The organism is Mucilaginibacter endophyticus (assembly GCF_003351025.1).
In the GTDB taxonomy this organism is placed as follows: domain Bacteria; phylum Bacteroidota; class Bacteroidia; order Sphingobacteriales; family Sphingobacteriaceae; genus Mucilaginibacter; species Mucilaginibacter endophyticus.
Genome location: NZ_QPCG01000003.1, coordinates 702,361 through 724,256, shown reverse-complemented (window position 1 = coordinate 724,256; position 21,896 = coordinate 702,361). Strand labels below are relative to the sequence as shown.

Annotated in this window: 16 protein-coding genes; 13 read left to right on the top strand and 3 right to left on the bottom strand. The window is 43.1% G+C overall.

Annotation, left to right across the window (positions count from 1 at the left end; translation table 11 throughout):
* Nucleotides 1–13: 13 nt before the first annotated feature.
* The 3 genes from DUL71_RS16305 to DUL71_RS16295 are packed head-to-tail and all read left to right on the top strand — an operon-like array spanning nt 14 to nt 6,126.
* Nucleotides 14–3,421 carry a TonB-dependent receptor gene (locus DUL71_RS16305; RefSeq protein WP_161964449.1) on the top strand — a complete coding sequence of 1,136 codons (3,408 nt, stop codon included), beginning with the start codon at nt 14–16 and terminating at the stop codon, nt 3,419–3,421.
* Between the two features lie 24 nt (nt 3,422–3,445).
* Nucleotides 3,446–5,200 (top strand): RagB/SusD family nutrient uptake outer membrane protein, encoded by a 1,755-nt coding sequence (locus DUL71_RS16300; protein ID WP_114939209.1) that lies wholly within the window; start codon nt 3,446–3,448, stop codon nt 5,198–5,200.
* 23 nt (nt 5,201–5,223) lie between these two features.
* On the top strand, nt 5,224–6,126 hold the full coding sequence (locus DUL71_RS16295; protein ID WP_114939087.1) for a metallophosphoesterase family protein: 903 nt from the start codon (nt 5,224–5,226) through the stop codon (nt 6,124–6,126).
* A 314-nt stretch (nt 6,127–6,440) separates the two neighbouring features.
* Here DUL71_RS16295 and DUL71_RS16290 read toward each other — a convergent pair whose 3' ends face one another.
* Nucleotides 6,441–7,106, bottom strand: coding sequence for a DNA alkylation repair protein (locus DUL71_RS16290; protein WP_114939086.1), 666 nt, complete (start codon nt 7,104–7,106; stop codon nt 6,441–6,443).
* A gap of 104 nt (nt 7,107–7,210) precedes the next feature.
* Here DUL71_RS16290 and DUL71_RS16285 point away from each other — a divergent pair, with 104 nt between their 5' ends.
* From DUL71_RS16285 to DUL71_RS16260, 6 genes are all read left to right on the top strand, one after another.
* On the top strand, nt 7,211–7,588 hold the full coding sequence (locus tag DUL71_RS16285; RefSeq protein ID WP_114939085.1) for a BlaI/MecI/CopY family transcriptional regulator: 378 nt from the start codon (nt 7,211–7,213) through the stop codon (nt 7,586–7,588).
* Nucleotides 7,581–9,092, top strand: a complete 1,512-nt coding sequence (locus DUL71_RS16280) for a M56 family metallopeptidase (protein ID WP_114939084.1) — start codon at nt 7,581–7,583, stop codon at nt 9,090–9,092. The genes DUL71_RS16285 and DUL71_RS16280 overlap by 8 nt, the downstream gene beginning before the upstream one ends.
* A gap of 214 nt (nt 9,093–9,306) precedes the next feature.
* Nucleotides 9,307–9,702 carry a DoxX family protein gene (locus DUL71_RS16275; RefSeq protein ID WP_114939083.1) on the top strand — a complete coding sequence of 132 codons (396 nt, stop codon included), beginning with the start codon at nt 9,307–9,309 and terminating at the stop codon, nt 9,700–9,702.
* Nucleotides 9,703–9,923: 221 nt separating this feature from the next.
* Complete coding sequence (locus DUL71_RS16270; RefSeq protein ID WP_114939082.1) at nt 9,924–11,171, top strand: dipeptidase; 1,248 nt, start codon at nt 9,924–9,926, stop codon at nt 11,169–11,171.
* 129 nt (nt 11,172–11,300) lie between these two features.
* Nucleotides 11,301–12,419 (top strand): Gfo/Idh/MocA family protein, encoded by a 1,119-nt coding sequence (locus DUL71_RS16265; RefSeq protein ID WP_114939081.1) that lies wholly within the window; start codon nt 11,301–11,303, stop codon nt 12,417–12,419.
* An 82-nt stretch (nt 12,420–12,501) separates the two neighbouring features.
* Nucleotides 12,502–12,771 (top strand): DUF4342 domain-containing protein, encoded by a 270-nt coding sequence (locus tag DUL71_RS16260; RefSeq protein WP_114939080.1) that lies wholly within the window; start codon nt 12,502–12,504, stop codon nt 12,769–12,771.
* Between the two features lie 54 nt (nt 12,772–12,825).
* Here DUL71_RS16260 and DUL71_RS16255 read toward each other — a convergent pair whose 3' ends face one another.
* The gene (locus DUL71_RS16255) at nt 12,826–13,713 is read right to left on the bottom strand and encodes a dienelactone hydrolase family protein (RefSeq protein WP_114939079.1); all 888 of its coding nucleotides are present in this window, start codon (nt 13,711–13,713) and stop codon (nt 12,826–12,828) included.
* 173 nt (nt 13,714–13,886) lie between these two features.
* Nucleotides 13,887–14,567: a YoaK family protein gene (locus tag DUL71_RS16250; RefSeq protein WP_114939078.1), complete on the bottom strand. Its 681-nt coding sequence runs from the start codon at nt 14,565–14,567 to the stop codon at nt 13,887–13,889.
* A 706-nt stretch (nt 14,568–15,273) separates the two neighbouring features.
* Here DUL71_RS16250 and DUL71_RS16245 point away from each other — a divergent pair.
* From DUL71_RS16245 to DUL71_RS16230, 4 genes are all read left to right on the top strand, one after another.
* Nucleotides 15,274–15,825 (top strand): discoidin domain-containing protein, encoded by a 552-nt coding sequence (locus DUL71_RS16245; protein WP_114939077.1) that lies wholly within the window; start codon nt 15,274–15,276, stop codon nt 15,823–15,825.
* 51 nt (nt 15,826–15,876) lie between these two features.
* Nucleotides 15,877–19,035 (top strand): SusC/RagA family TonB-linked outer membrane protein, encoded by a 3,159-nt coding sequence (locus DUL71_RS16240; protein ID WP_244228776.1) that lies wholly within the window; start codon nt 15,877–15,879, stop codon nt 19,033–19,035.
* Between the two features lie 20 nt (nt 19,036–19,055).
* Entirely contained in the window at nt 19,056–20,873 is a 1,818-nt protein-coding gene (locus tag DUL71_RS16235) for a RagB/SusD family nutrient uptake outer membrane protein (protein ID WP_114939075.1), read from the top strand.
* A gap of 69 nt (nt 20,874–20,942) precedes the next feature.
* Complete coding sequence (locus DUL71_RS16230; protein WP_114939074.1) at nt 20,943–21,896, top strand: hypothetical protein; 954 nt, start codon at nt 20,943–20,945, stop codon at nt 21,894–21,896.

The window sequence follows — 21,896 nt, the reverse complement described above, 5'->3', positions numbered from 1 at the left end:
AATTTTCATGATCATGAAAATCACGATATTTTTAATATTTCTATTTTGTCTTAATGCATCGGCCAGTACCTATGCGCAAAATATAAATCTATCGGAAAAGAATACCTCGGTTCAAAAAGTTATCGCCAAAATCAAAAGACAAAGCGGTTTTGCATTCTGGTATGAGAGTAAGCTGCTTAAACATGCGGGTACGGTAAGTGTAAACCTCCAAAACGGGACAATTCAGCAGGCGTTGGATATTGTTTTAAAAGATCTGGGCCTGGTTTATACCATCACCGATAATACTATTGTGATAGATGAGAAACCGGCATCGGCAACCACTTTACCCTGGGCTCAAACCATCACCGGTAAAGTAACGGATGATAAAGGACAGCCATTGCCGGGTGTTAATGTCAGCATTAAAGGCACTTCAAAACATACCGCAACAGATGCTAATGGCTTATACCGGGTTATTGCAGAAAGCAACGAGGTAATAGTTTTTACTTTTGTGGGCTTCAAGAAAAAGGAAGTAGTTGTTAATGGGCAGCAGGAAGTTAATGTTGCACTGGAAATGGATCAATCCAAGCTGAATGACGTAGTTGTTGTAGGTTACGGTAGCCAGAAAAAAGTAAACCTTACCGGGGCCGTAAGTACAGTGAGCGGAAGTGTTTTGGAAGACAGGCCAATACCAAATGTTGGGCGCGGTTTACAAGGCCAGTTAGCAGGATTGAATGTTATTTCATCTGATGGGCAACCGGGAAGGAGCACTACTTTCAACATCCGCGGGTTTACATCAATTAACGGAGGGACTCCTTTGGTATTGGTGGATGGTGTTACTACTGATATCAGTAATATCAATCCCGATGATGTGGCCAGTGCTACGGTGCTGAAAGACGCGTCTGCATCTGCCGTTTATGGTTCAAGGGCATCATTTGGCGTTATCCTGATCACTACTAAAAGCGGTTCAAAACAAAGTAATGGTAAAGCAAAGGTAAGCTACAGTAATAACGTAGCCGTTCATAAAATCACCAACTTGCCCGATATTGTTACCGATCCGGCAACTGTGATCGATTTTAAAAACCAGGCGTACTCAGCCTACTATGGCGTCAATTTGTATAATACCGCCGCGGTTGATTACGCGCAGCAGCGTTCAAAAAATCCAAGTTTGCCTGCAGTTATAGTTGACCCTACTAACCCTAATGTTTACGATTATTTTGGTGCTACCAACTGGTTTAATGAACTCTATAAACCTAATAACGTAAGTCAAACCCATAATTTAAGTGTGAGCGGTGGCAGCGACAGGATCACCTATTATGTTTCGGCAGATTATAACAGACAAAATGGTGTGTTCCGTTACAACCCCGATCACTATGACCGGATCAATATGCGGGCTAAACTTGATTTTAAGGTTACCGAATGGATGCATATTTATACCAATACAGCCTATAACCGTACGGTTTATAATTACCCGTCATTATGGACATCAGACTGGACTTCAGGCGATCTGTATCACCAGATCGGTCGCTCCAATTCATTGTCTGTTCCGAGGAATCCTGATGGCTCTTACACTTCTGATGGTACATATCTTGGCTTTTTGCAAGGCGGCGGCAGGGGAAATACCGTTACCAATCAGCCACAAAATACCATTGGTTTTACCACATCATGGTTTAATAATACCTGGCGGGTTAAGGGCGATTATACTTTCCGGTCGACTAATAATTACAACCAGGCGTACCATGTGGCTTTGCCTTACGAAACCGGCCCAAATCAACCAATATCTTATGCCGGCCATAGCGATGCTTCCGCTTATTCGGACGATAATTCATACCAGGCTGTTAACATATACACCGAGTATGAAAAGAATTTTGGCAAGCATTACTTTAAGGGAATGGTTGGTTATAACCAGGAGCTGAATAAATACAACTACTTCTCGGCGCAGAACAATGACTTGATCAGCGATCAGGTTGGTTATCTTGACGTAACTACCGGTGCAACACCTTCTGTTCACGGTAATGGCTATCAGTGGGCGGTGAGGGGTATCTTTTCGCGCCTGAATTATTCATATGATAACAAATATCTTTTGGAGTTAGATGGCCGCTACGATGGTTCATCACGTTTCCCGGTTAATGATCATTATGCTTTCTTCCCATCTGCATCTGCAGGCTGGCGGGTATCTGAAGAGCCGTTTTTTAAAGGGCTGCGAGGAGTAGTTAACAACCTGAAATTGCGCGCTTCTTATGGTTCATTGGGTAATGATCAAAGCTTGGGCAATTATGATTTTATCTCAACACTAAGTTCAGGTAAGATCGGCAATATATTAGGAGGCTCGCAGCCAACAGCTGTTTACCCTGCTACCCTTGTTTCACCGGCTTTGACATGGGAAAAGGTTTACAGTAAAAATGCCGGAATTGATATTACCCTTTTCGGTAAACTGAATGCAACGTTTGACTGGTATCAGCGCGATACCAAGAACATGATCACCAAAGGTTTTCAGCTTCCGGCGGTATTAGGGGCCACGCAACCTCAGGAAAACGCAGCCGATCTGCGTACACAAGGCTGGGAGTTAAACCTGACTTATAATGACCAGTTTTTGTTAGCCGGCAAACCTTTTGTCTTCGGTTTACGTGCAAATGTATGGGATTCGCAAACGGAAATTACCCGCTATAATAACCCTAATAAATTCTGGTTTGGCGGCGATTACTACGTAGGGCAGCATGTTGGCGATATTATGGGTTTAACCACCCTGGGGATCTTCCAGACAGATGCCGCGGCTAAAGCAGCACCAGACCAATCAAAATTACAAGGCTATTATGCCTGGAACAAAGCAGGGGAGCTTCAATATGCCGACCTGAACCATGACGGTAAAATTGATTATGGCGATGGCACCATAGGGAATCCGGGCGACGCGCATGTGATCGGTAACACCACACCACGTTACAACTTTGGTTTTGGCGGCAATTTTTCGTGGAATAATTTCGACTTCAGTATTTATTTCCAGGGTGTAGGCAAGCAGTCGTTCTGGCCTGGTACCAGCGGTTATTACTGGAGCAGCTTTTTCTCGCCATGGGATAATGTTTACAAAAACATTGTGGGCAATACCTGGACACCTCAAAACCCTAATGCCTTTTACCCAAGCCTGAAAGGCTGGCGTGCGGGCGATGCAGGGCAATGGATCGATCTTGCTGTACCACAAACCAGGTATACTTATAGCGCGGCTTATATCCGTCTTAAAAACCTCACGGTAGGCTATTCATTTAATCTGCCTGTATTTAAAAAGATAGGGGTTGACCGTTTAAGGCTGTATTTCAGCGGCGAAGACCTTTGGGAAACAGACAAACTACCGCAAGGGTTCGACCCCGAAGGATTAAGCGGCAATTGGGGGGCCGGTAAAGTATATCCTTTCCAACGCGGCTATTCGTTCGGTATTAACGCTAAATTTTAATGCATCATGTTTTTCCTCATTAAAATGAAAAATATTCAAATCATCATATTGTTTGTAATGATAAGCTGCTTATCATTAACATCCTGTCAAAAAGATAATTTTTTAAGCAGGTACCCGGTATCCAGCTTAACACAACAAAACTTTTTTGCCAATGCCAATGACCTTAATACCTACTGTAATGGTTTGTACTCTTACCTGCCGGGTATCGGTACCATTGCATTAGGCGATCAGCAAAGCGATAATTACGAAAATAACCCTTTTAATAAAGTTGTAGCTGGTCAGCTTCCTTTGCCTACCAGCGCAAGCCAGGCCGGCTGGACCTGGACTTACCTTCGCCAGGTAAATTACTTTTTGCAGAATTATCAGAAAGCCAATGCTTCTGAAGCAGTAAAAAGCCATTATGTTGGGGTAGCCCGTTTTTTCAGGGCCTGGTTTTATTTTGATATGGTAAAGCGCTTTGGCGACGTGCCATGGTACGGCGCAACCATTTTACCAAATGACAATGGCGAATTATACAAAGGCAGGGACCCACGTAAACTGGTAATGGATTCGGTAATGGCCGATCTGAGCTTTGCCGCCGCACATATTAACCCAACTGGCCCTTCAGGCACCATTACCAAATGGGCTGCCCTGGCATTGCAGGCCCGCGTAGGCTTGCATGAAGGTACTTTCAGAAAATATCACGGTATAGACGGCGGGCAGTCATTTTTACAAACTGCTAATGATGCGGCGCTTGCCGTTATGAAAAGTGGTACTTTTAAATTGTACAGTACCGGTAGCCCTGATAAGGATTACCTGAACCTGTTTTTGTTTTATGCGCCTACCGATCCGCAGAATACCGAGGTGATGCTTGGCTACTATTACAGCAATACCCTGCACGTTACTACACCGCTTGACGGTAATATGAGGGCTTATGGTTTAAGCCTTACCAAAAGCTTGTTAAATACTTACCTCACTAAAAACGGAACGCCTTATACGTCTACCGCAGGTTATGCCACACAGATGATCAAAGACGAGTTCACCAATCGTGATCCACGGATGGCGCAAACCGTTTTACCGCCTACGGTAACTTATGGCGATTTGAAAGGCGCAAGGATCCTGGGCCCGGCGCCAACCGGATACCAGCAAATCAAATATTATGACCCGGCTACACCTACGTATAATACTAATTATAACGCGGGTATTGTGTTCCGTTATGCGGAAATGCTGCTGATCTACGCCGAATCAAAAGCAGAACTTGCAGCTGCAGGAACAGGCAGCTTTAGCCAAAGCGATCTGGATATGTCTGTAAACCTGCTGCGCGATAGGGTAGGCATGCCGCATTTAACTATGGCTGCAACTGTTGATCCTGTGCTGGCGGCCACTTACCCTAATGTATCGGGCTCATTGCAAAGCGTATTGCTGGAGATCCGCAGGGAGCGCCGTGTGGAACTGGCTTGTGAAAATTTCCGCTACGATGATTTGATGCGCTGGAAAAGCGGGGCATTACTGGCGCAAACCTTTACCGGTATGTACTTCCCTGGCCTGGGCAGCTATGATATTGATGGCGACGGACAGCCAGACGTAAGCCTGGTAACAGCCAAGCCCGCTACTACGCTGCCTAACGTATCATACTTTGTGGTGGGTAAGGATATTTATTTGAGTAATGGTAACAGCGGTAACGTGGTAGTTAACCCTACGTTGGTTAAAACTTTTACCGATCCTAAAAACTATTATTTCCCGCTTCCAACTACGGAGTTATTGCTCAATAAAAACTTAACCCAAAACCCGGGCTGGTAAAACCACCCTCAGCATAATTTGATATGAAAAGAAGAGAGATTTTAAAAGGCGCGGGGATCCTGGCAGCAGCGGGATTGGTTACACGCGGTAACAGCGTTGCAAACGCCGCCGAAAATATAAAGGCAAAACCGGTATTAAAAGTCGCCCACATTACCGATGTGCATATCAGGCCCGACCTTGATGCCCCTCAGAAATTTAAAAAATGCCTGGAAACCATTAAGGCTGAAAAGGTAGACTTCTTCCTGAATGGCGGCGATTCCATTTTTGATGCATCTTATGATAACGTAAAACGTGAACGTGTTACCGAATTATGGAGCATATGGGATGATTGCATGACAAGCCTGAAAGGATACGAAGTGCATAGCTGCATTGGAAACCATGATAACTGGTGGGCAGCACCGGATCATGCTGATGCCATGTACGGAAAAGATTACGTTGTGAAACGGTTGGGAATTCCTAACAGGTATTACAGTTTCAGCAAATCGGGCTGGCATTTCATTATTTTGGATGGTAACAATCCATCCATTACAGTGGATGATGAGCAGTTTAATTGGTTAAAAAAGGAGCTGGAACAATTACCCGCAAATACACCGGTGTTGCTGATGTCGCATTACCCGATATTGGGCGTAACCCCATACTGGGAAGGTGGCATGCACTCTGATTATAAAAAGCTAAAAGCCTTGTTCTATCAGCATCGCGATAAGGTAAAGGTATGTTTAAGCGGCCACAACCACCTGCTGGATACGGCTTCCTATAACGGCACTCAATATTTTTGCAATGGCGCCATGAGCGGTTTCTGGTGGGGTAAAGGCGATGAAAAATCTGCCGGAGAAGGTTATTATGAAGAAACTCCGCCGGGTTATGCGATTTTGGAGCTATACCAGGATGGTAGTGTTAAAAATGTTTATAAGCCGCATCCGTTTTAAAGATAGGTTATAAGCATGTTTATTTTTAAGGTGTGTATATCCGAAAGGGTCTACACACTTTTTTTAATGTTCTTTTTAAGAAATCGTTTAAAAACAAGTGAATGTTATTTCCAGATAGATGTTAGACTTCATTGCCGTTGGTTTTAACCAACGGAACAAAAAGTGCTTAAGAGGGCTTCAGCCCAAATCCGCTTGTTAATTTAGGCTAAAGCCATGACTTTGAAGTTTTTTACCGTCGGTTAAAACCGACGGCAATGAATATCTTGAATTTAAGCGAGTTTTATGTGAAAGCTTCGGTATTGTAGAATGCCGGTTTAGCCCTGACGTTTAACCATCTCGTTGATCCAGATTGGGGCAAAGGGCGATGTACAGCCTTTTGACACAGGATAATCACGATAGATTCCAAGGCGCTCTCCGATATTGATAGCGCGCTCGCGATAAACAGGATGGTTGATCCCAATTTGTGCCAGGGCCGAATTCATAGTCCATAGCACCTCGGGTGCGGCTTTGGGCATTTCTTTTTCGAGCCTGTCAAGGACAGCCGGGATATCAAGGCCTTCGGGGCTTCTCGCTATTCGTCCGCTGGTAAGGCTCCAGCCCAGTCGTAAAGTCATCGGGTCAACAGAAAGCAGCCATGTTTCACGCAATTTTTCGCGTTCAGGATATTCTTTAATAACATAGGCATACAGCCAGTCGATAACCTGTGTAAACCGCTCCGACCTTACCATACTGTCCAACTCCTCGGTTGACAGCAGTTTGGGTATAATAATCAGGGTTGACAATAAACGGGCTTCAACATTGCCGGTTTCCCATAATGCTTTAGCCAGTTGATGATCGCTTTTGATCGTGTCCGCTACTTTCCTGATATCGCCAAGCTTTACACCAAACTGATTATCATGAGCCCCGTTCTTTTTATTGTGAAGCCGCATTTTTTCGTTTCCGAGTGATTCAAGTTTAATGAGGATTTCGGCAGTAGTCATATCGCAGGGTTTTGATTATCCGAAAATAAGTATTTCAACAAGATATTTTGAATTGTGATTTTTTTATTCTACAATTGTAGAGTATATTCTAATCATGTAGAGTTATGGTAAAATTGACAACTGCTGAAGAGCAATTAATGGATATTATTTGGGAGAGAAACGAAGTATTTATGAAAGATATCATTGATACTTATCCGGATCCTAAACCCGCGACAACTACCATTGCCACTTTATTAAAGAGAATGCAGAATAAAGAATTTGTTGGCTACCGCCTGATGGGAAATTCGAGACAGTATTTCCCGTTGGTGAAAAAAGCCGATTATTTTTCTACCCACGTAAAAGGGCTGATCAGGAATTTTTTTGGAAATTCTTCTATGCAGTTTGCATCCTTTTTTACCAAAGAAGCCAATCTTACCGACACCGAGCTTGAGGATCTGAAAAGAATAATTGACGAACAACTTAAACGAAAAAAAAATGATTAACAGCTTAATCAGTTTCAGCCTGTGTTCGGGCTTGTTGCTGGTCATTTACCAGTTGCTGCTAAAAAATAAAACGCTGTACACGTTTAACAGGTATTATCTGCTGTTTAGCGTATTGTTTTCATTAGCTGTACCTTTTATCGGAATAAAAAGTAGTAGCCCTGTGATCGATATGCTAAAACCAGTTAAAGCTACCGTTGTAACCAAACCTGTAAATGTCTTTTTAATATTTGAGAACCAACAGGCTACAACATCTAATCATGAGGTTGCTCCTGCTAAGCAGCGCGTTAGTTATTGGCAATATAGTTTGTTGGGCTTGTATATCGTGGGTGTATTGGTATTGCTATTCCGGTTTGGCTATAACCTGTACGCCATTAATGTAGCCATCAGAAACGGTGATCATTTACCTTATAAGGGAGGAAAATTGATACTCGTGCAGAATGGCAAGTCGCCATTTACTTTTCTGAATAACATTTTCCTGAACAAGCACGATTATTATAATCAGCAAATTGATGGAGCAATTCTTGAGCACGAGTTAACTCACGCGAGGGAACTGCACTCTGTTGATATCATATTGATTGAGTTATTGCAGGTGTTTTGCTGGTTTAATCCTTTTATTCCTTTTTATAGGAAAAGTATCGAATTAAACCATGAGTTTATTGCCGATGCCGCCGCAATCAGCAACACTACAGATATAAGTGACTATCAGTATTTATTGCTTAATACAGCAAATGTTTCCACGGGATTAAGTATCACGAGCCAATTCAATTATCTAACCATAAAAAAACGTTTAATTATGATGACCAGATCCACATCTGCAATTAATGCTATTTGGGCAAAAATTGCTACCGTTCCCCTATTTATTGCGGCGTTTTTGTTGTTTTGCTCTAAAACAGATGCGTTTACTCATTCGGTTTTAAAGAAGAATATTAAACCAAAAACAGAAAAGATATCAGTAGATACTCCTATATCAAGACACTATTCAAAATCATTTATTGCGAGTGATTATCCGTATACAACCACGGGTGCTTCGGATAATATGATAAAGGAATATCAACAGATCGTCAATAAACACATTGACGCTCCGGATAATTATGTAAAGCATCCGTCGAGAATTACGGCGGCGGAAAGGTCACAGCTGGAAACAATATTTAAAAGCATGAGCCGTACACAACAAGAACAGCAAATAGTAGGTTTTACCTATCCCGGCGAGCCGTTAAAAGCCAAAAGTCCGAGTCAGGCCGATCTGGATCTTTGGAAAAACTCGCGCACGTCTGGCATATGGATAGACGGCAAAAAGGTTGACAACTCCAAATTGAATAATTATAAACCGTCTGACTTTGGCTTAGCTATACCTTCCCGTTTATTAAAAAATGCGGTTAATTATAAAAAGTACAGGTACGAGATAGGTTTATTCACAGTAGGCTATTATGAAAAGCTTTATAAGGAACAAATGGATAATTTATATACCAGCCAAATGTTTATCAAAATTAATAAGGTGAAGTAAGCGAGGTTATTTCAGTTATAATCATACAATTTCTAAAGTCTTATCGGGAAACCTGTGAGGCTTTTTTTTGCTGCCAGGTATTATCAATTAATATACTCAGGTTCAGGATTGTCCGGCCTGCGGTTTAGTTTGTCCGCCTCGTACCGAAAGCACTTAGGTTTTGGCTGTTTTTGACGCAATTTTGAGTCATCAAACAAATCAAACACTAAATATCATGACAACTAAAAAAGTAAAAACAATCTATTGGATAGGAGCAGCATTAACTTCATTATGGTTTGCAGCAAGCGGTTTTGGCGAACTTACCAAAAATCAATTTGTATGGGACATTACCTTAAAATTGGGTTACCCTCCACACTTTATTTATATCCTTGGTGTTGCTAAACTTACAGGCGTAGCAGTACTTTTAACACCAAACAAGTTCCTTAGGTTAAAAGAATGGGTATTTGCAGGCATCTTTTTCGATATCATCTTTGCCTTTTTATCTAAACTTGCTGTTCTTAATTTCGCTGCTACTGCGGATGCCATCGTAGCATTCATAATGGTATCAGTAACATACATTATGTTCCGTAAACTGTATCACGCAACATATGTAAAACCAGCCATTGCATAAGCGGGTATTAAGCTATTTGTAACATCAGGCTATCAATATTTATCAGGAGGCTATCCAAAAAGGGTAGCCTCTTTTTTTGTAATAACGCGCTGGGTTTCTGTTTTACATCAGGCAATCTACAGGCTTGGTCGGTGAAAAGCAGCCGAACGCCGATTGTTCCGGCGGGCATATGATTGGTAGGTTATATTTGAATAATTCAACTTATAGTAAACATTAATATCATGATAAAACCTCAGTCTTCATGGTCACGCCGAAGCTTCATTACCGCTCTCGCCGGAACAGGCGCCGCAATAATGTTAAACCCGTTAGCAATCTGGGCCATTGATGAGATAGATCCAAGGGTGGCGGCAATTGTAGCCGCTACAATAGGCATCGATACGCATAATCATATCGATATTCCCCTTGTTACTGCCGAAGTGCCCGGCCCTGATATTGATCTCGCCGGCGAGATGAAGAAGTCGGGACTATCTGCAATCTGTATGACCTTCGCGCTTGATTATCAAAAGCTGACTAACGCGGGTGAAGCCTATGAGCGGTTTTTGAATGGGCTTGCTGCCATGGATCAGCAGCTGAAAAATAACGGGATAAAACGGGCATTAAATCTGGCCGATCTTCGTAAAGCCCACGAGCAGCATCAGCCTACAGTTATTCAATCGATAGAGGGCGGTCACTTCCTGGAAGGAAAGTTAGACAGGCTTGGTATAGCCTATGACAGAGGATTGAGGCATCTCGGCTTACTTCATGATAATGACGCATCGGTGCCATTGGGCGATGTTTACACCAATGCCCCACGCTGGGGTGGGCTAACTCAATTTGGTGCGGATATTATAAGGGAATGTAATCGGTTGGGTATTTTGATTGATCTGGCGCATGCTAATGGCGAAACCATCGCTGCCGCGCTTAAGCTGGCCGCAAGTCCGGTTATTGTTTCGCATACCGGTTTGGATACACAGCTTGGCGGCAATCCCAATATGGCTCAGATGATGCGCCCGAGACTGATCAGTAAGGAGCAGGCTAAAATTATTGCAGATGCCGGGGGCGTAATTGGCGTATGGACACATTTAGCTGATAGCCCCCTGGAGTATGCTCAAAATATTCGTGCTTTGGTTGATGTTATCGGCGTTGACCACGTTTGCATTGGTACCGATACTAAGTTAACCCCATCTTACAGAAGTGCGGGCGGATTTGGCCCGCGGCCAAATAATCCTGGTCCGCCGCCCGGTGGCGCTCCGGATGATCGTCATGATAAACGGCCCGGCGATGATGGTCGCAAAGGCCCGGGAGGCGGTCAAAATAAAGGGAGGGTAGGCGAGCGTACCAACGAAGCCTGGCCGGATCAAAAAGCAGGCTTTTATTATACTGTGGTTGACGCTATGTTAAAAACAGGTTTTACGGCAGATGAGATCGGTAAAATAGGGGGCGGCAATTTTTGCCGTGTGTTTGATGCTGCTACATCTGGCCGTCATTGATGTTTGTAAATACGCTTACAGATTATAATTCAGTATGATAGGATTATAGCACATCTTAGTAAAAATCAGATTACTTGTAGGTTTGTTTTTTGGAATTATGTAATTTGTCGTAAACCAAAAAACATACCTATGAATTCTCGTCGTGATTTTTTACAGAAATTGGGTTTGTCGGCCCTGGCCCTTCAGCTTGCACCCTTATCAAATTGGGCTGCTGAAACAAAAACTATTGAACCGGCTTATGATGGCCCAATGTTACGTGTAGCTATTTTAGGGCTTGGAGGATACGGTGGTATGGTTGCCGAAGCCATGCGGTCATGTACCAAAGCTAAATTCGTAGGCCTGATTAGCGGCACGCCCTCAAAAATAAAAACATGGCAGGCTAAGTACGGTATTCCCGAAAAAAACTGCTACAACTATCAGAATTTCGATAATATCAAAAATAACCCTGATATCGATGCCGTGTATGTAATTACGCCTAATGGCCTGCACCGTGATTTTGTATTACGGGTAGCTGCTGCCGGCAAACATGCAATATGTGAAAAGCCGATGGCTGTTAATGCAAAAGAAGGACAGGAAATGGTTGATGCCTGCAAAAAAGCCAACGTAAAACTGCTGGTTGGTTACCGCATGCATTTTGAACCTAAAACGCTGGAGGTGATCAGGATGAGGCAAAGTGGCGAGTTTGGAAAGATAAGGTTTTTTCAGGGGCAATGCGGTTTCACCATCGGCGATCCTACCCAGTGGCGGTTAAATAAACAATTGGCCGGAGGAGGATCCATGATGGATATTGGTATTTATGCCATCAATGGCTCGCGTTATATGATAGGCGAAGAACCTATATGGGTTACCGCGCAGGAAACCAAGACAGATCCTGTGAAATTTAAGGAAGGGGTTGACGAAACCATCCAGTTCCAGTTTGGTTTCCCGAGCGGAGCGGTGGCTTCCTGTCTATCTACCTATAACATGAACAACCTCGACCGCTTTTTCCTGGATGGCGATAAAGGCTTCGCCGAGATGCAGCCATCTACAGGTTATGGGCCTATCAGAGGGCGTACTCATTTAGGCGAGCTTAATCAGCCGGTAACAACCCATCAAACGGTTCAAATGGATGAGATGGCCGAGATCATATTTAACAATAAAAAGCCTGTAGTGCCTGTGGATGGAGAAGAAGCTGTAAAAGACCTTAAACTTATTGATGCTATTTACCAGGCAGTTAAAACCGGAAAAAAGGTTGAAGTAAGCATCTAAAGGCTTGCCTGTATTGTCATATTTGGCAAAACCTGTAACAACGTAATAATATGCTCATCTAAATTATAAACTTATCAAAAACATGAGCACAAAAGAAACATTCTCAATTAACGGCGAGGCGTTATTGGGAAAGATAAAAGAAATAATTGCCGAAGGTAAAGCCAGCAGGATTACCATTTCGAATAAAGAAGGTAAAGAGTTAATGACCTTTCCGCTTAGTGTAGGCCTTTTTGGGATGATACTGGCACCTGTATTTGCCGCCGTGGGTACCCTGGCCGCATTGGTTACAGAATGTACTATAACCGTTGAACGGGAAGAGGAAGACAAAGAAGAAGAAGCCCCAAAAGAATAGGGAATCTTTCATTTTATCGAACAATAAAAATGGCCGGATATCCGGCCATTTTTATTAGCTTAAATTTTCTTTAAAAAAATCGATGGTACGTTTCCAGGCTAACTCTGCCGCAGCTTTGTCATAGCGGGGAGTAGTGTTATTATGAAAACCGTGATTGGCATTTTCATAAATAAAAGCCTGGTATTTTTTGCCGTTTTCTTTTAACGCTTTTTCATATGCAGGCCAGCCTTCGGTGATGCGGGTATCCAGCGCCGCGTAATGCAATAACAACGGCGCTTTAATTTTAGGAACATCTTCAGCGGCGGGCTGGCTTCCGTAAAACGGAACAGCTGCTGCCAGATCGGGGATGCGAACGGCCATCATATTGGCAATGCCTCCGCCATAGCAAAAGCCTACAACGCCTACCTTGCCGTTACAGTCCTTATGGTTTTTAAGATATTCGTACGCGGCTATAAAATCTTCTTCCATTTGGCCTTTATCCCGTTTGGCCTGCATGGTACGGCCTTCGTCGTCATTACCGGGGTAGCCACCAAGGGGCGAAAGCGCGTCGGGCGCAAGGGTGATAAACCCTGCAAGGGCAGCTATTCGCGCTGTATCTTCAATATAAGGGTTAAGCCCCCGGTTTTCGTGAACTACTATAATACCCCCAAGTTTTTGCTTTGCATCGGCAGGCTCGGATAATAATCCTTTAATGGTTCCGCCTCCTTTAGGCGAAGGATAATTGATATAGCCTGACTTTAAGCGGGGATCGTCCGGTTTAACCTGCGCAGTTGTTTGATAATCGGGCATCAGGAAACTCATGAGCGAGGGCACTGTTAAGCCACCTACCGCATAAATAGATAGTTTTTGCATAAAGGCACGCCTGTCAAGGCGGTTATGCGCGTAATCATCATACAGGTCAAACACTTCCTGTTTGATGTCTTCTTTATTGATTTGGGTCATAATTGATGAAGGCTGTACTCAAATTTAACTGTTAGGGCTTGCTTTAGTTGTAACAGTGTCGTTACCAGTAATGTTTTGCGTTTTGATTGCCGGAGTACACGCACTGTACATATTTCATTTCTTTCACAGATGACGCCAATGGGGTTCATTAATGAAAGATCAAACGAAGTAATTTATTGCAAATTACTTCCTGCTTGCCGTGCTGTACTTAAATAACATATAACCAATAATAATCCCGGGGCGATAAGCACGTAAAGTCCAAAATTCTTTGCCAGAAGCGCGCCAATCAAACAACCGGTTAAGAACCCCGTTATGGTGATACCTTGTTTTTTTATACTTTCAGCACTGGCTATATTTTTAAATGAAGAGAATAACAGGCTTCCAAGATCAAGCGAGGCCTGGGTAACATTTCCGGTCATCATAGTTGTAGGGCCATAGGTTTCTTTGGCATAAAGTTTACCAAATGCATTTTGAAGCCCCATGGCAAATACTGTCATCATTGCTGTAAGGTGTATGCCCCATTCGGCGAAGGAATAGAATTTTACAAATAAGGCGAAAATTCCGCTTACCAGGAGCAGGACCCCTTCAATAAATAACAGCCTATACCTTTTGCCCGGTTCAGACCCTATTTGTCCGCCTGTTATTACCGCGGCGACAAAAAAAGGGAAAGACAGTAATTTGATCCATGCCCGTGGATTGGTACCATTTATGATCTGGTAAGCGAACACAATAAAATTGCCTGTAACATGTGCTGAAAATATAGAACCGGCGGCAACAAACGTAACGGTATCGCAAAAGCCTGCTACTGCGCTTAGTATGATAGTTACGTACCAAATGCTATTTGAATTTTCCATGATATTATTTCGACGGTGATTATAACGACTAAAACCGTATAGCGGCCGTTAGGCAAAATACTCAATATTCCTCTCCGAAATGAATAATCAGGACTTAGAATTGAATTTGATACCACAGAACCCTTTACTTATTATTCAAAGTTGTTGGCTATGAGCTTTGTTGCCGGGACGTTCGCGCTGATTATGGTTGTTAATGTCGTTTTATTTAAATGATTTATTAAAAAAAATTTGATAAAACGTTTTATTAGTGTTATTATTTTATTAGTTTTACTGTTGATGAAGAATGTGTTGCATATCACTCATTTTTTATAGTTGATAAATCGTTTTATCAATCGCATATTAAAATAGCAACTGTTTTCATCACTAAACTTAACCATCGTCACCCAATGAAAGCAATTTTGAAATACAGGTATCTGTTTTAATTTTCACGCAAATTTCTATTGTAATATTATGCCCTTTATCATCAGGAAAAATTACTGATAAGGCATCGCCATGGCATATTTTTACAATAGCTTAGGTCGCAACCGACCTTCTTTTCTTTCCTCTGGAGTATTTATTCTTTAACCATAAAGAATAACCAAAAAATACTTTGCCAAAAGCGAATAGGGATTTTTATTGTCTTTATTTTATGATAAGTATTTTTTATAACAGCTTATTAATTAATAATATATATGTTTCAAATTTCTAACCTACAATCAATCAATCTATGAATGTTTTAAAACTAACCAGGCGGGCATTGGCAATGCTTTGCTTAGCCCTTGTTTTTTGTTCGGGTTGCAAAAAGGAAAAGCAGCGTACTTACGCCTTATTACCTCCCGATCCGGAAGATGTAACTGCCCAGGGCGCACTTTCTGTAAATATTGAAAATACAGGAGGGCCTTCGGCAACCGAAGGGTCAATAAGGGTAACCGACGGCCTGCTCGATACTAAATTCCTGATCTTTACTTACAAGCCTACTTTTTTTATCCAGCTTAAATTCAAACAGCCGCAGCACATCACCAGCTATACCCTTACCTCGGCTAATGATGCTCCGGAACGTGACCCCAAAAGCTGGACACTTTCAGGCTCCAATGATGGCGCTGCCTGGACGGATCTGGATACGCAAACCAATCAAACCTTCGCTTCCCGCGGTCTAACCAAAAACTATGCGTTTGACAACACCAAAACATACACTTACTACAAGCTTGGCATAACAGCTAACGGTGGGAGTGCATTGTTCCAGTTAGCCGAGTGGCGGGTAACCAATGTGCCTTTGTAGGTACCGGCCCATAATCAATCAAAATACTTTTCAATCATCAAATAAGAAACTATGTCAAAAAATCGACTCTTAAAAGTATTTCTTGCAAGCTTAAAGAATAACAAACTTATGTATATCGCTTTGGTGTGCATGGCCTTTGTTATGAACGTACGGGCGCAGGAAACCCACCAGGCAATACCTGTAACCGGTACGGTTAAGGATGAATTTAACATAACACTGCCCGGTGTAACTGTACGTAACCTTAAAACTAAAACAGGCTCAGTTACTAATGATAAAGGCCGCTTCAGTATCCAGGCCAGCCGCGGCGATTCAATAGCCGTTAGCTTTATCGGTTTCAGGACTTTTACCTTTGCCGTTAAGGATGAGATCAATTTTAATATCACTCTGCAGGCAGCAGCTAACAGCTTAAATGAGGTTGCTATTGTAGGCTACGGTCAGCAGAAAAAGATCAGTGTAGTAGGCGCGCAATCAACGGTTAACCTGGAAGATATCAAGCAGCCGGTTGCTAACCTGAGCGCCACACTGGCCGGCCGTATCAGCGGTCTGGTTGGCGTACAGCGTTCTGGTCTTCCGGGTCAAAACGGCGCCGATCTCTGGATTCGTGGTATCTCCACCTTTAACTCACAAAACAGCGCGGCACCGCTTATCGTTATTGATGGTGTTCAGGGCAGGGACATTGATAACCTGGATGCCGAGGATATTTCATCATTCACCGTTTTGAAAGATGCTTCGGCCACAGCGGTTTACGGTGTTGCCGGTGCAAACGGTGTAATTATCGTAAATACTAAAAAAGGTGGTGCAGGTAAACCTAACCTGATGTTCAATTACAATGAAGGTATCACCTCATTTACCAAGCGTCCAGAGCTAACAGACGGTGTAACTTACATGATGCTCCGGAACGAGGCGCGTTTAGCCAGCGGCCAAAGCAAGGAGTATAGCAATAACTATATCAACTCAACTATTAAAAACGAGGATCCTTACCTGTATCCTAATGTGGATTGGATGAAAGAGTTATATGGTAAAACCGCGTATAACAGGAGAGCCAATTTCAGCGCGCGTGGTGGCACCGATAACTCAACATATTATATTTCGGGTGCTTATTATGATGAGCAAAGTTTGCTGAAAACAGATCCGTCACAGAGCTATGATGCAAGCACCAGCTTTAAACGTTACAACTTTACATCAAACGTAACTACCAACTGGACAAGCACTACCAAATTTGACCTTGGTGTACAAGGTAATATCTCCAACACCAATTATCCGGCGGTTAACCTTGATCACCCTTATCAAAGCGTTCAGGATATTTTTAGCGCGGTAATGCAAACCAACCCGGTACTGTACCCTAAAATTTACCCGGGTAATCTTGTGCCAGGTGTAAGTAACCAGGGCGCGCAGGAAAACCCATGGGACCTTGCTACTCAAAGAGGTTATACCAACCTGTTCAGTAACCAGATCTATACCAACGCGAGGCTTACCCAGGATTTGAAGTTTTTAACTCCCGGCCTTTCAATTTCGGCTTTATACTCTTTCGACGTTAACAACTCGCATGGCATCAGCAGGTACCGCAACCGTAACCTGTATTTAATTAACCGTGCCGACCCTTACGATGATAATGGTGATATCAATTTGAACATCATCAGGAGCGATGGATCTGATAACTTATCATATCGCCGTTATAACGATGGTAACCGCCAGTTTTACACCGAGGCATCAATCAACTACGATCATACCTTCAGTAAAGATCACCACATTACAGCATTAGCGCTTTTTAACCAGCGTGAAATTACCCAGCAGTTTGCTGATGATGTTACCTCGTCATTACCATACCGCAACCAGGGTTTGGTAGGCCGTACAACGTACTCATACCGCGACAAATATTTTGGCGAGGTTAACTTTGGTTACAACGGTTCTGAAAACTTCGCGCCAAGCAAAAAATTCGGTTTCTTCCCGTCATTTGGTGTGGGCTGGGTTTTATCAAACGAAAAGTTTTATGAACCAATTAAGCAGGTATTTGACTATTTCAAAATTCGTTACTCGGATGGTGTTGTGGGTGATGGTGGTAATGGCGGTCGTCGTTTTGGTTACCTTACCCTTGTTAAAACAGGCGATAACGACAACGGGTACACCTTTGGCGATGGCGGTGCAAGTCATCAAATAGGGGGTACCTATATTACCAGCTACGGTACCGATGTACAATGGGCACGTTCGCACAAACAAGATCTTGGTATCGAGTTCTACGCGCTTAAATCGGCTTTATCAGTAACTGTAGATTTATTCCACGAGCGCAGGAGCGGCGTATTCCTGCAAAGGGGATCGTTACCTGCAATTGTAGGCCTTAACAGCAACCCGCTGGGTAACTTTGGTATCATAACCAACAAAGGTATTGATGCTACCGTTCAGCTTAACCCAACTAAAATAGGTGCCTTTACCCTTGATGTGCGAGGTACCTTTACTTACAACCGCGATAAGGTGATTGAGGATGATAGTCCAATCCAGCCTTATGCATATATGAATACCAGGGGAGTAAACTATCTTTCAACGTTTGGTTACGTGGCTACAGGCCTTTTCCAAAATCAGCAGGAAATTGATAGCGCTCCTAACCAGTCAAACTACTTTGGTACTGTTCGTCCCGGCGATATCAAGTACAAAGACCTCAACGGCGACGGCAAAATTGATGAAAACGACCGTACCCGCATTGGCAACGGCGATGTCCCTACAACTACCTATGGTTTGGGCTTTAACCTTCAATACAAACACTTCTACTTTGGTTTATTCTTCCAGGGTGTTGCCGGTGCTGACAGGCTGCTGAATGGCGATGGTATTATTCCGTTTAACAATAGTACAGGCCCCGAGCGTAGTAACTTATTCGCGGTAGCAGAAGACCGCTGGACACCTGAAAACCCAAATCCTAACGCGTTTTATCCTCGTTTGGCTTACGGTAACAGCACCAACAAAAATAACTCGGCAGCATCAACCTGGTGGGTTAAGGATATCAGCTTTATACGTTTAAAAACTGCCGATTTTGGCTATAATCTGCCTAAAGGCACATTGAAGAGCATCGGCCTTAAAAACGCAAGGATTTATCTGCAAGGCTTTAACCTGTTGTACTGGAGCCCTTTCAAATTATGGGATCCGGAACTTAACACCACCAATGGTACGGCTTATCCAAACGTAAGAACTGCAACACTTGGCGTACAAGCTAATTTTTAATTAAAAACGGAATTACAGAGATGAAAAAAATTAAATATATAGGTTTGGGTTTGCTTATGTTAAGCATGGGCTCATGTAAAAAGTATCTTAACCAGGTGCCGGATGACGTGATAACGGTTGATAAGATCTTTGCTTCAAGAACCAATACCGAAAGCTTTTTGGCTAATGTTTACCACTCATTACCCAATGAGTTATCGCAACGTTATAACGGTACTGATAATTCTGGCCCGTGGACTGCTTCTTCTGACGAGGCAAAATACAACTGGGATTTTAACTATAGTAACAACATGAACAGCAGCACCTGGAAAAAGACGGATGCTGATGTTGGTTTTTATTGGAATAACTATTACAAAGCCATAAGGAATGCAACGTTCTTTATGCAGAATATTGATAACGCCAATTCGAAGGAAATCCAGGCTTCTGATAAAAAAGTATATAAAGCCGAAGCACGTGGTTTACGCGCTTTATATTATTTCTTTTTATTGCGTACCTACGGGCCGGTGCCCCTTATTGGCGATAAAATACTGGACATTAACGCCCCGGTATCAGATTTGCGCCTGCCGAGAGCTACTTTTGACCAGGGCATTGATTTTGTAGTATCGGAACTTGACGCCGCATACCAGGATGTGCCCGTTACAACTGCCGAGCAGGAACTTGGACGTATTACCAAAGGTATTTGCAAAGCTTACAAGGTGGAGGCATTGTTGTTAAAAGCAAGTGCGTTGTATAATGGTAATACCGATTTCGCTTCGTTAAAAAATGCCGATGGTACCCAGCTGATAAGCCAAACCTATGATGTGGCTAAATGGGCTGCCGTAGCTACCGCAGCTAAGGATTTTATCAGCGAGTTTGTGCCTGGTACCTATGATCTTTATACCGAAACTGATGCTGATCCGTTTATGGCGGCGTATAAATCATGTCGTAATGTAATGACCACCGATTGGAATAAAGAATGGATCTTTGCCCGGTCAAGAAGTGGTAACTACTCGCAGTATGACCGTACGCCTAAACATGTGGGAGCCCCTTATACTGATTCAGGTTACCAGGGCGCAGGCGCGTTAGGCGCAACACAAACCATGGTTGATGCTTATTTAATGGCCAACGGCCTGCCGATAAACGATCCTCAATCAGGTTATGTAGCAACAGGCTTTTCTGATTTTAAAGCTCCTTTTGATACTAAATTAAGAAGCACTTACAACGCTTGGGTAAATCGCGAGCCACGCTTTTATGTAGGTATTACTTACAATAACAGCCTTTGGTTGAACCAGCAAAACGGCAGCGAGATTGTGACTAATTTTTTCTATAATGGTAACTCAGGCAGATCACAAAGTACTTCCGACGTATCGCCAACTGGTTACGTAGTACGTAAAAACGTTGCCAATAATGGCAATGGTCGTGGTGCGTTATTATTACGTTTAGCCCATATTTACCTTGATTACGTTGAGGCGCTGAATGAATCGGATCCGTCAAATGCTGATATCGTAAAATACCTGAACCTGATCCGTAAACGTGCAGGTGTGCCTCAGTACGGTAGTGGTACAGGTGCAATTGCCGTACCATCAGGACAAGCGGCCATGAAAGATGCTATCCGCAGCGAACGCCGCATCGAGTTGGCCTTTGAGAATACCCGTTACTTTGATACCCGCAGGTGGAAAATTGCCGAAAATACCGATGCCGGTAATTTCTACGGTATGGATATGAGCAAAAGCGATAATGGCTTTTATAATAAAACGCTGTTAGAGACCCGTGTTTTCAGGAAAGAAAGAGATTATCTGTTCCCGATTCCTTATAACGAGGTATTGAAAAATAATAACATGGTTCAAAACCCAGGCTGGTAATCCGGTTTTTTATTGATATTATTGAATCAGGCCCCGCGTTAAGCGGGGCTTTTTTAGAAATCTGCCAAAATGAAAAAAACAGTTTATTTAATGTGCCTGCTGGGTGTAGCGGTAACCGGTTGCAGTCAGAAAACAACCACGCATACCAAGCAGCCTGTTGTTAATGCCGATGTTCCGGCGCCTGCTGCCACCTGGAAAGAGCACTGGTTTGAACATGCGCAAACACTTAACCGGGTATATTATGATACCAGTGTTGTAGTATATTATGATGCCGATGTGAAATCATCTGTTATCTGGCCTAAAACTTATATGGCGCAGGCCTGGAACTATACAAAAAAAACTTACGGAAACTTTGGCGCGGACTCTCGCCTATATGCGGTGTTTCATGCCGGTAAATATTCCGGTGGTCACCCCTCAACCTATATGGACGACAGTCATGATTATCACAACGTAACCGATTGTGGTTCATCCGATCCCAATGCCTGGACATCGGGGGTGGGTAACGATATCGACCTTTCAACCCACGAAATCGGTCACATTGTTGAAGGTGCCGCAAAAGGAGTACACGGTTCGCCTGCTTTTGGTATCTGGCATGACAGCAAGTGGATGGAAATTTACCAGTACGATGTTTACCTTGGCCTTGGTCGTGATGATGATGCCGCACGCTGGAAAAATATGAAGCTGACTACTACCGATGATTTTCCACGGGCGGGTACCCACTGGTTCAAAGATTGGTTTTATCCCATTTATACCCAACACGGGCAAACCAAAGCCTTAAACAATTTCTTTGTGCTGCTTGCCAAATATTTCCCTAAGCAAAATTTTAACAACGGAAAACAAAGCTACCCCGAATACTCACGGGATTTAAATATGGGCGAGTTTATCCATTTCTGGAGCGGCGCTGCTGGTGCGGATCTGAAGCAGCTTGCATTGAGTGCCTTCGGTGATAAAGATGAGCACGGAAACGATTGGGTTAAACAGCTTGAAAAGGCCCGTACAGATTTTCCGGGTGTTACTTACTAA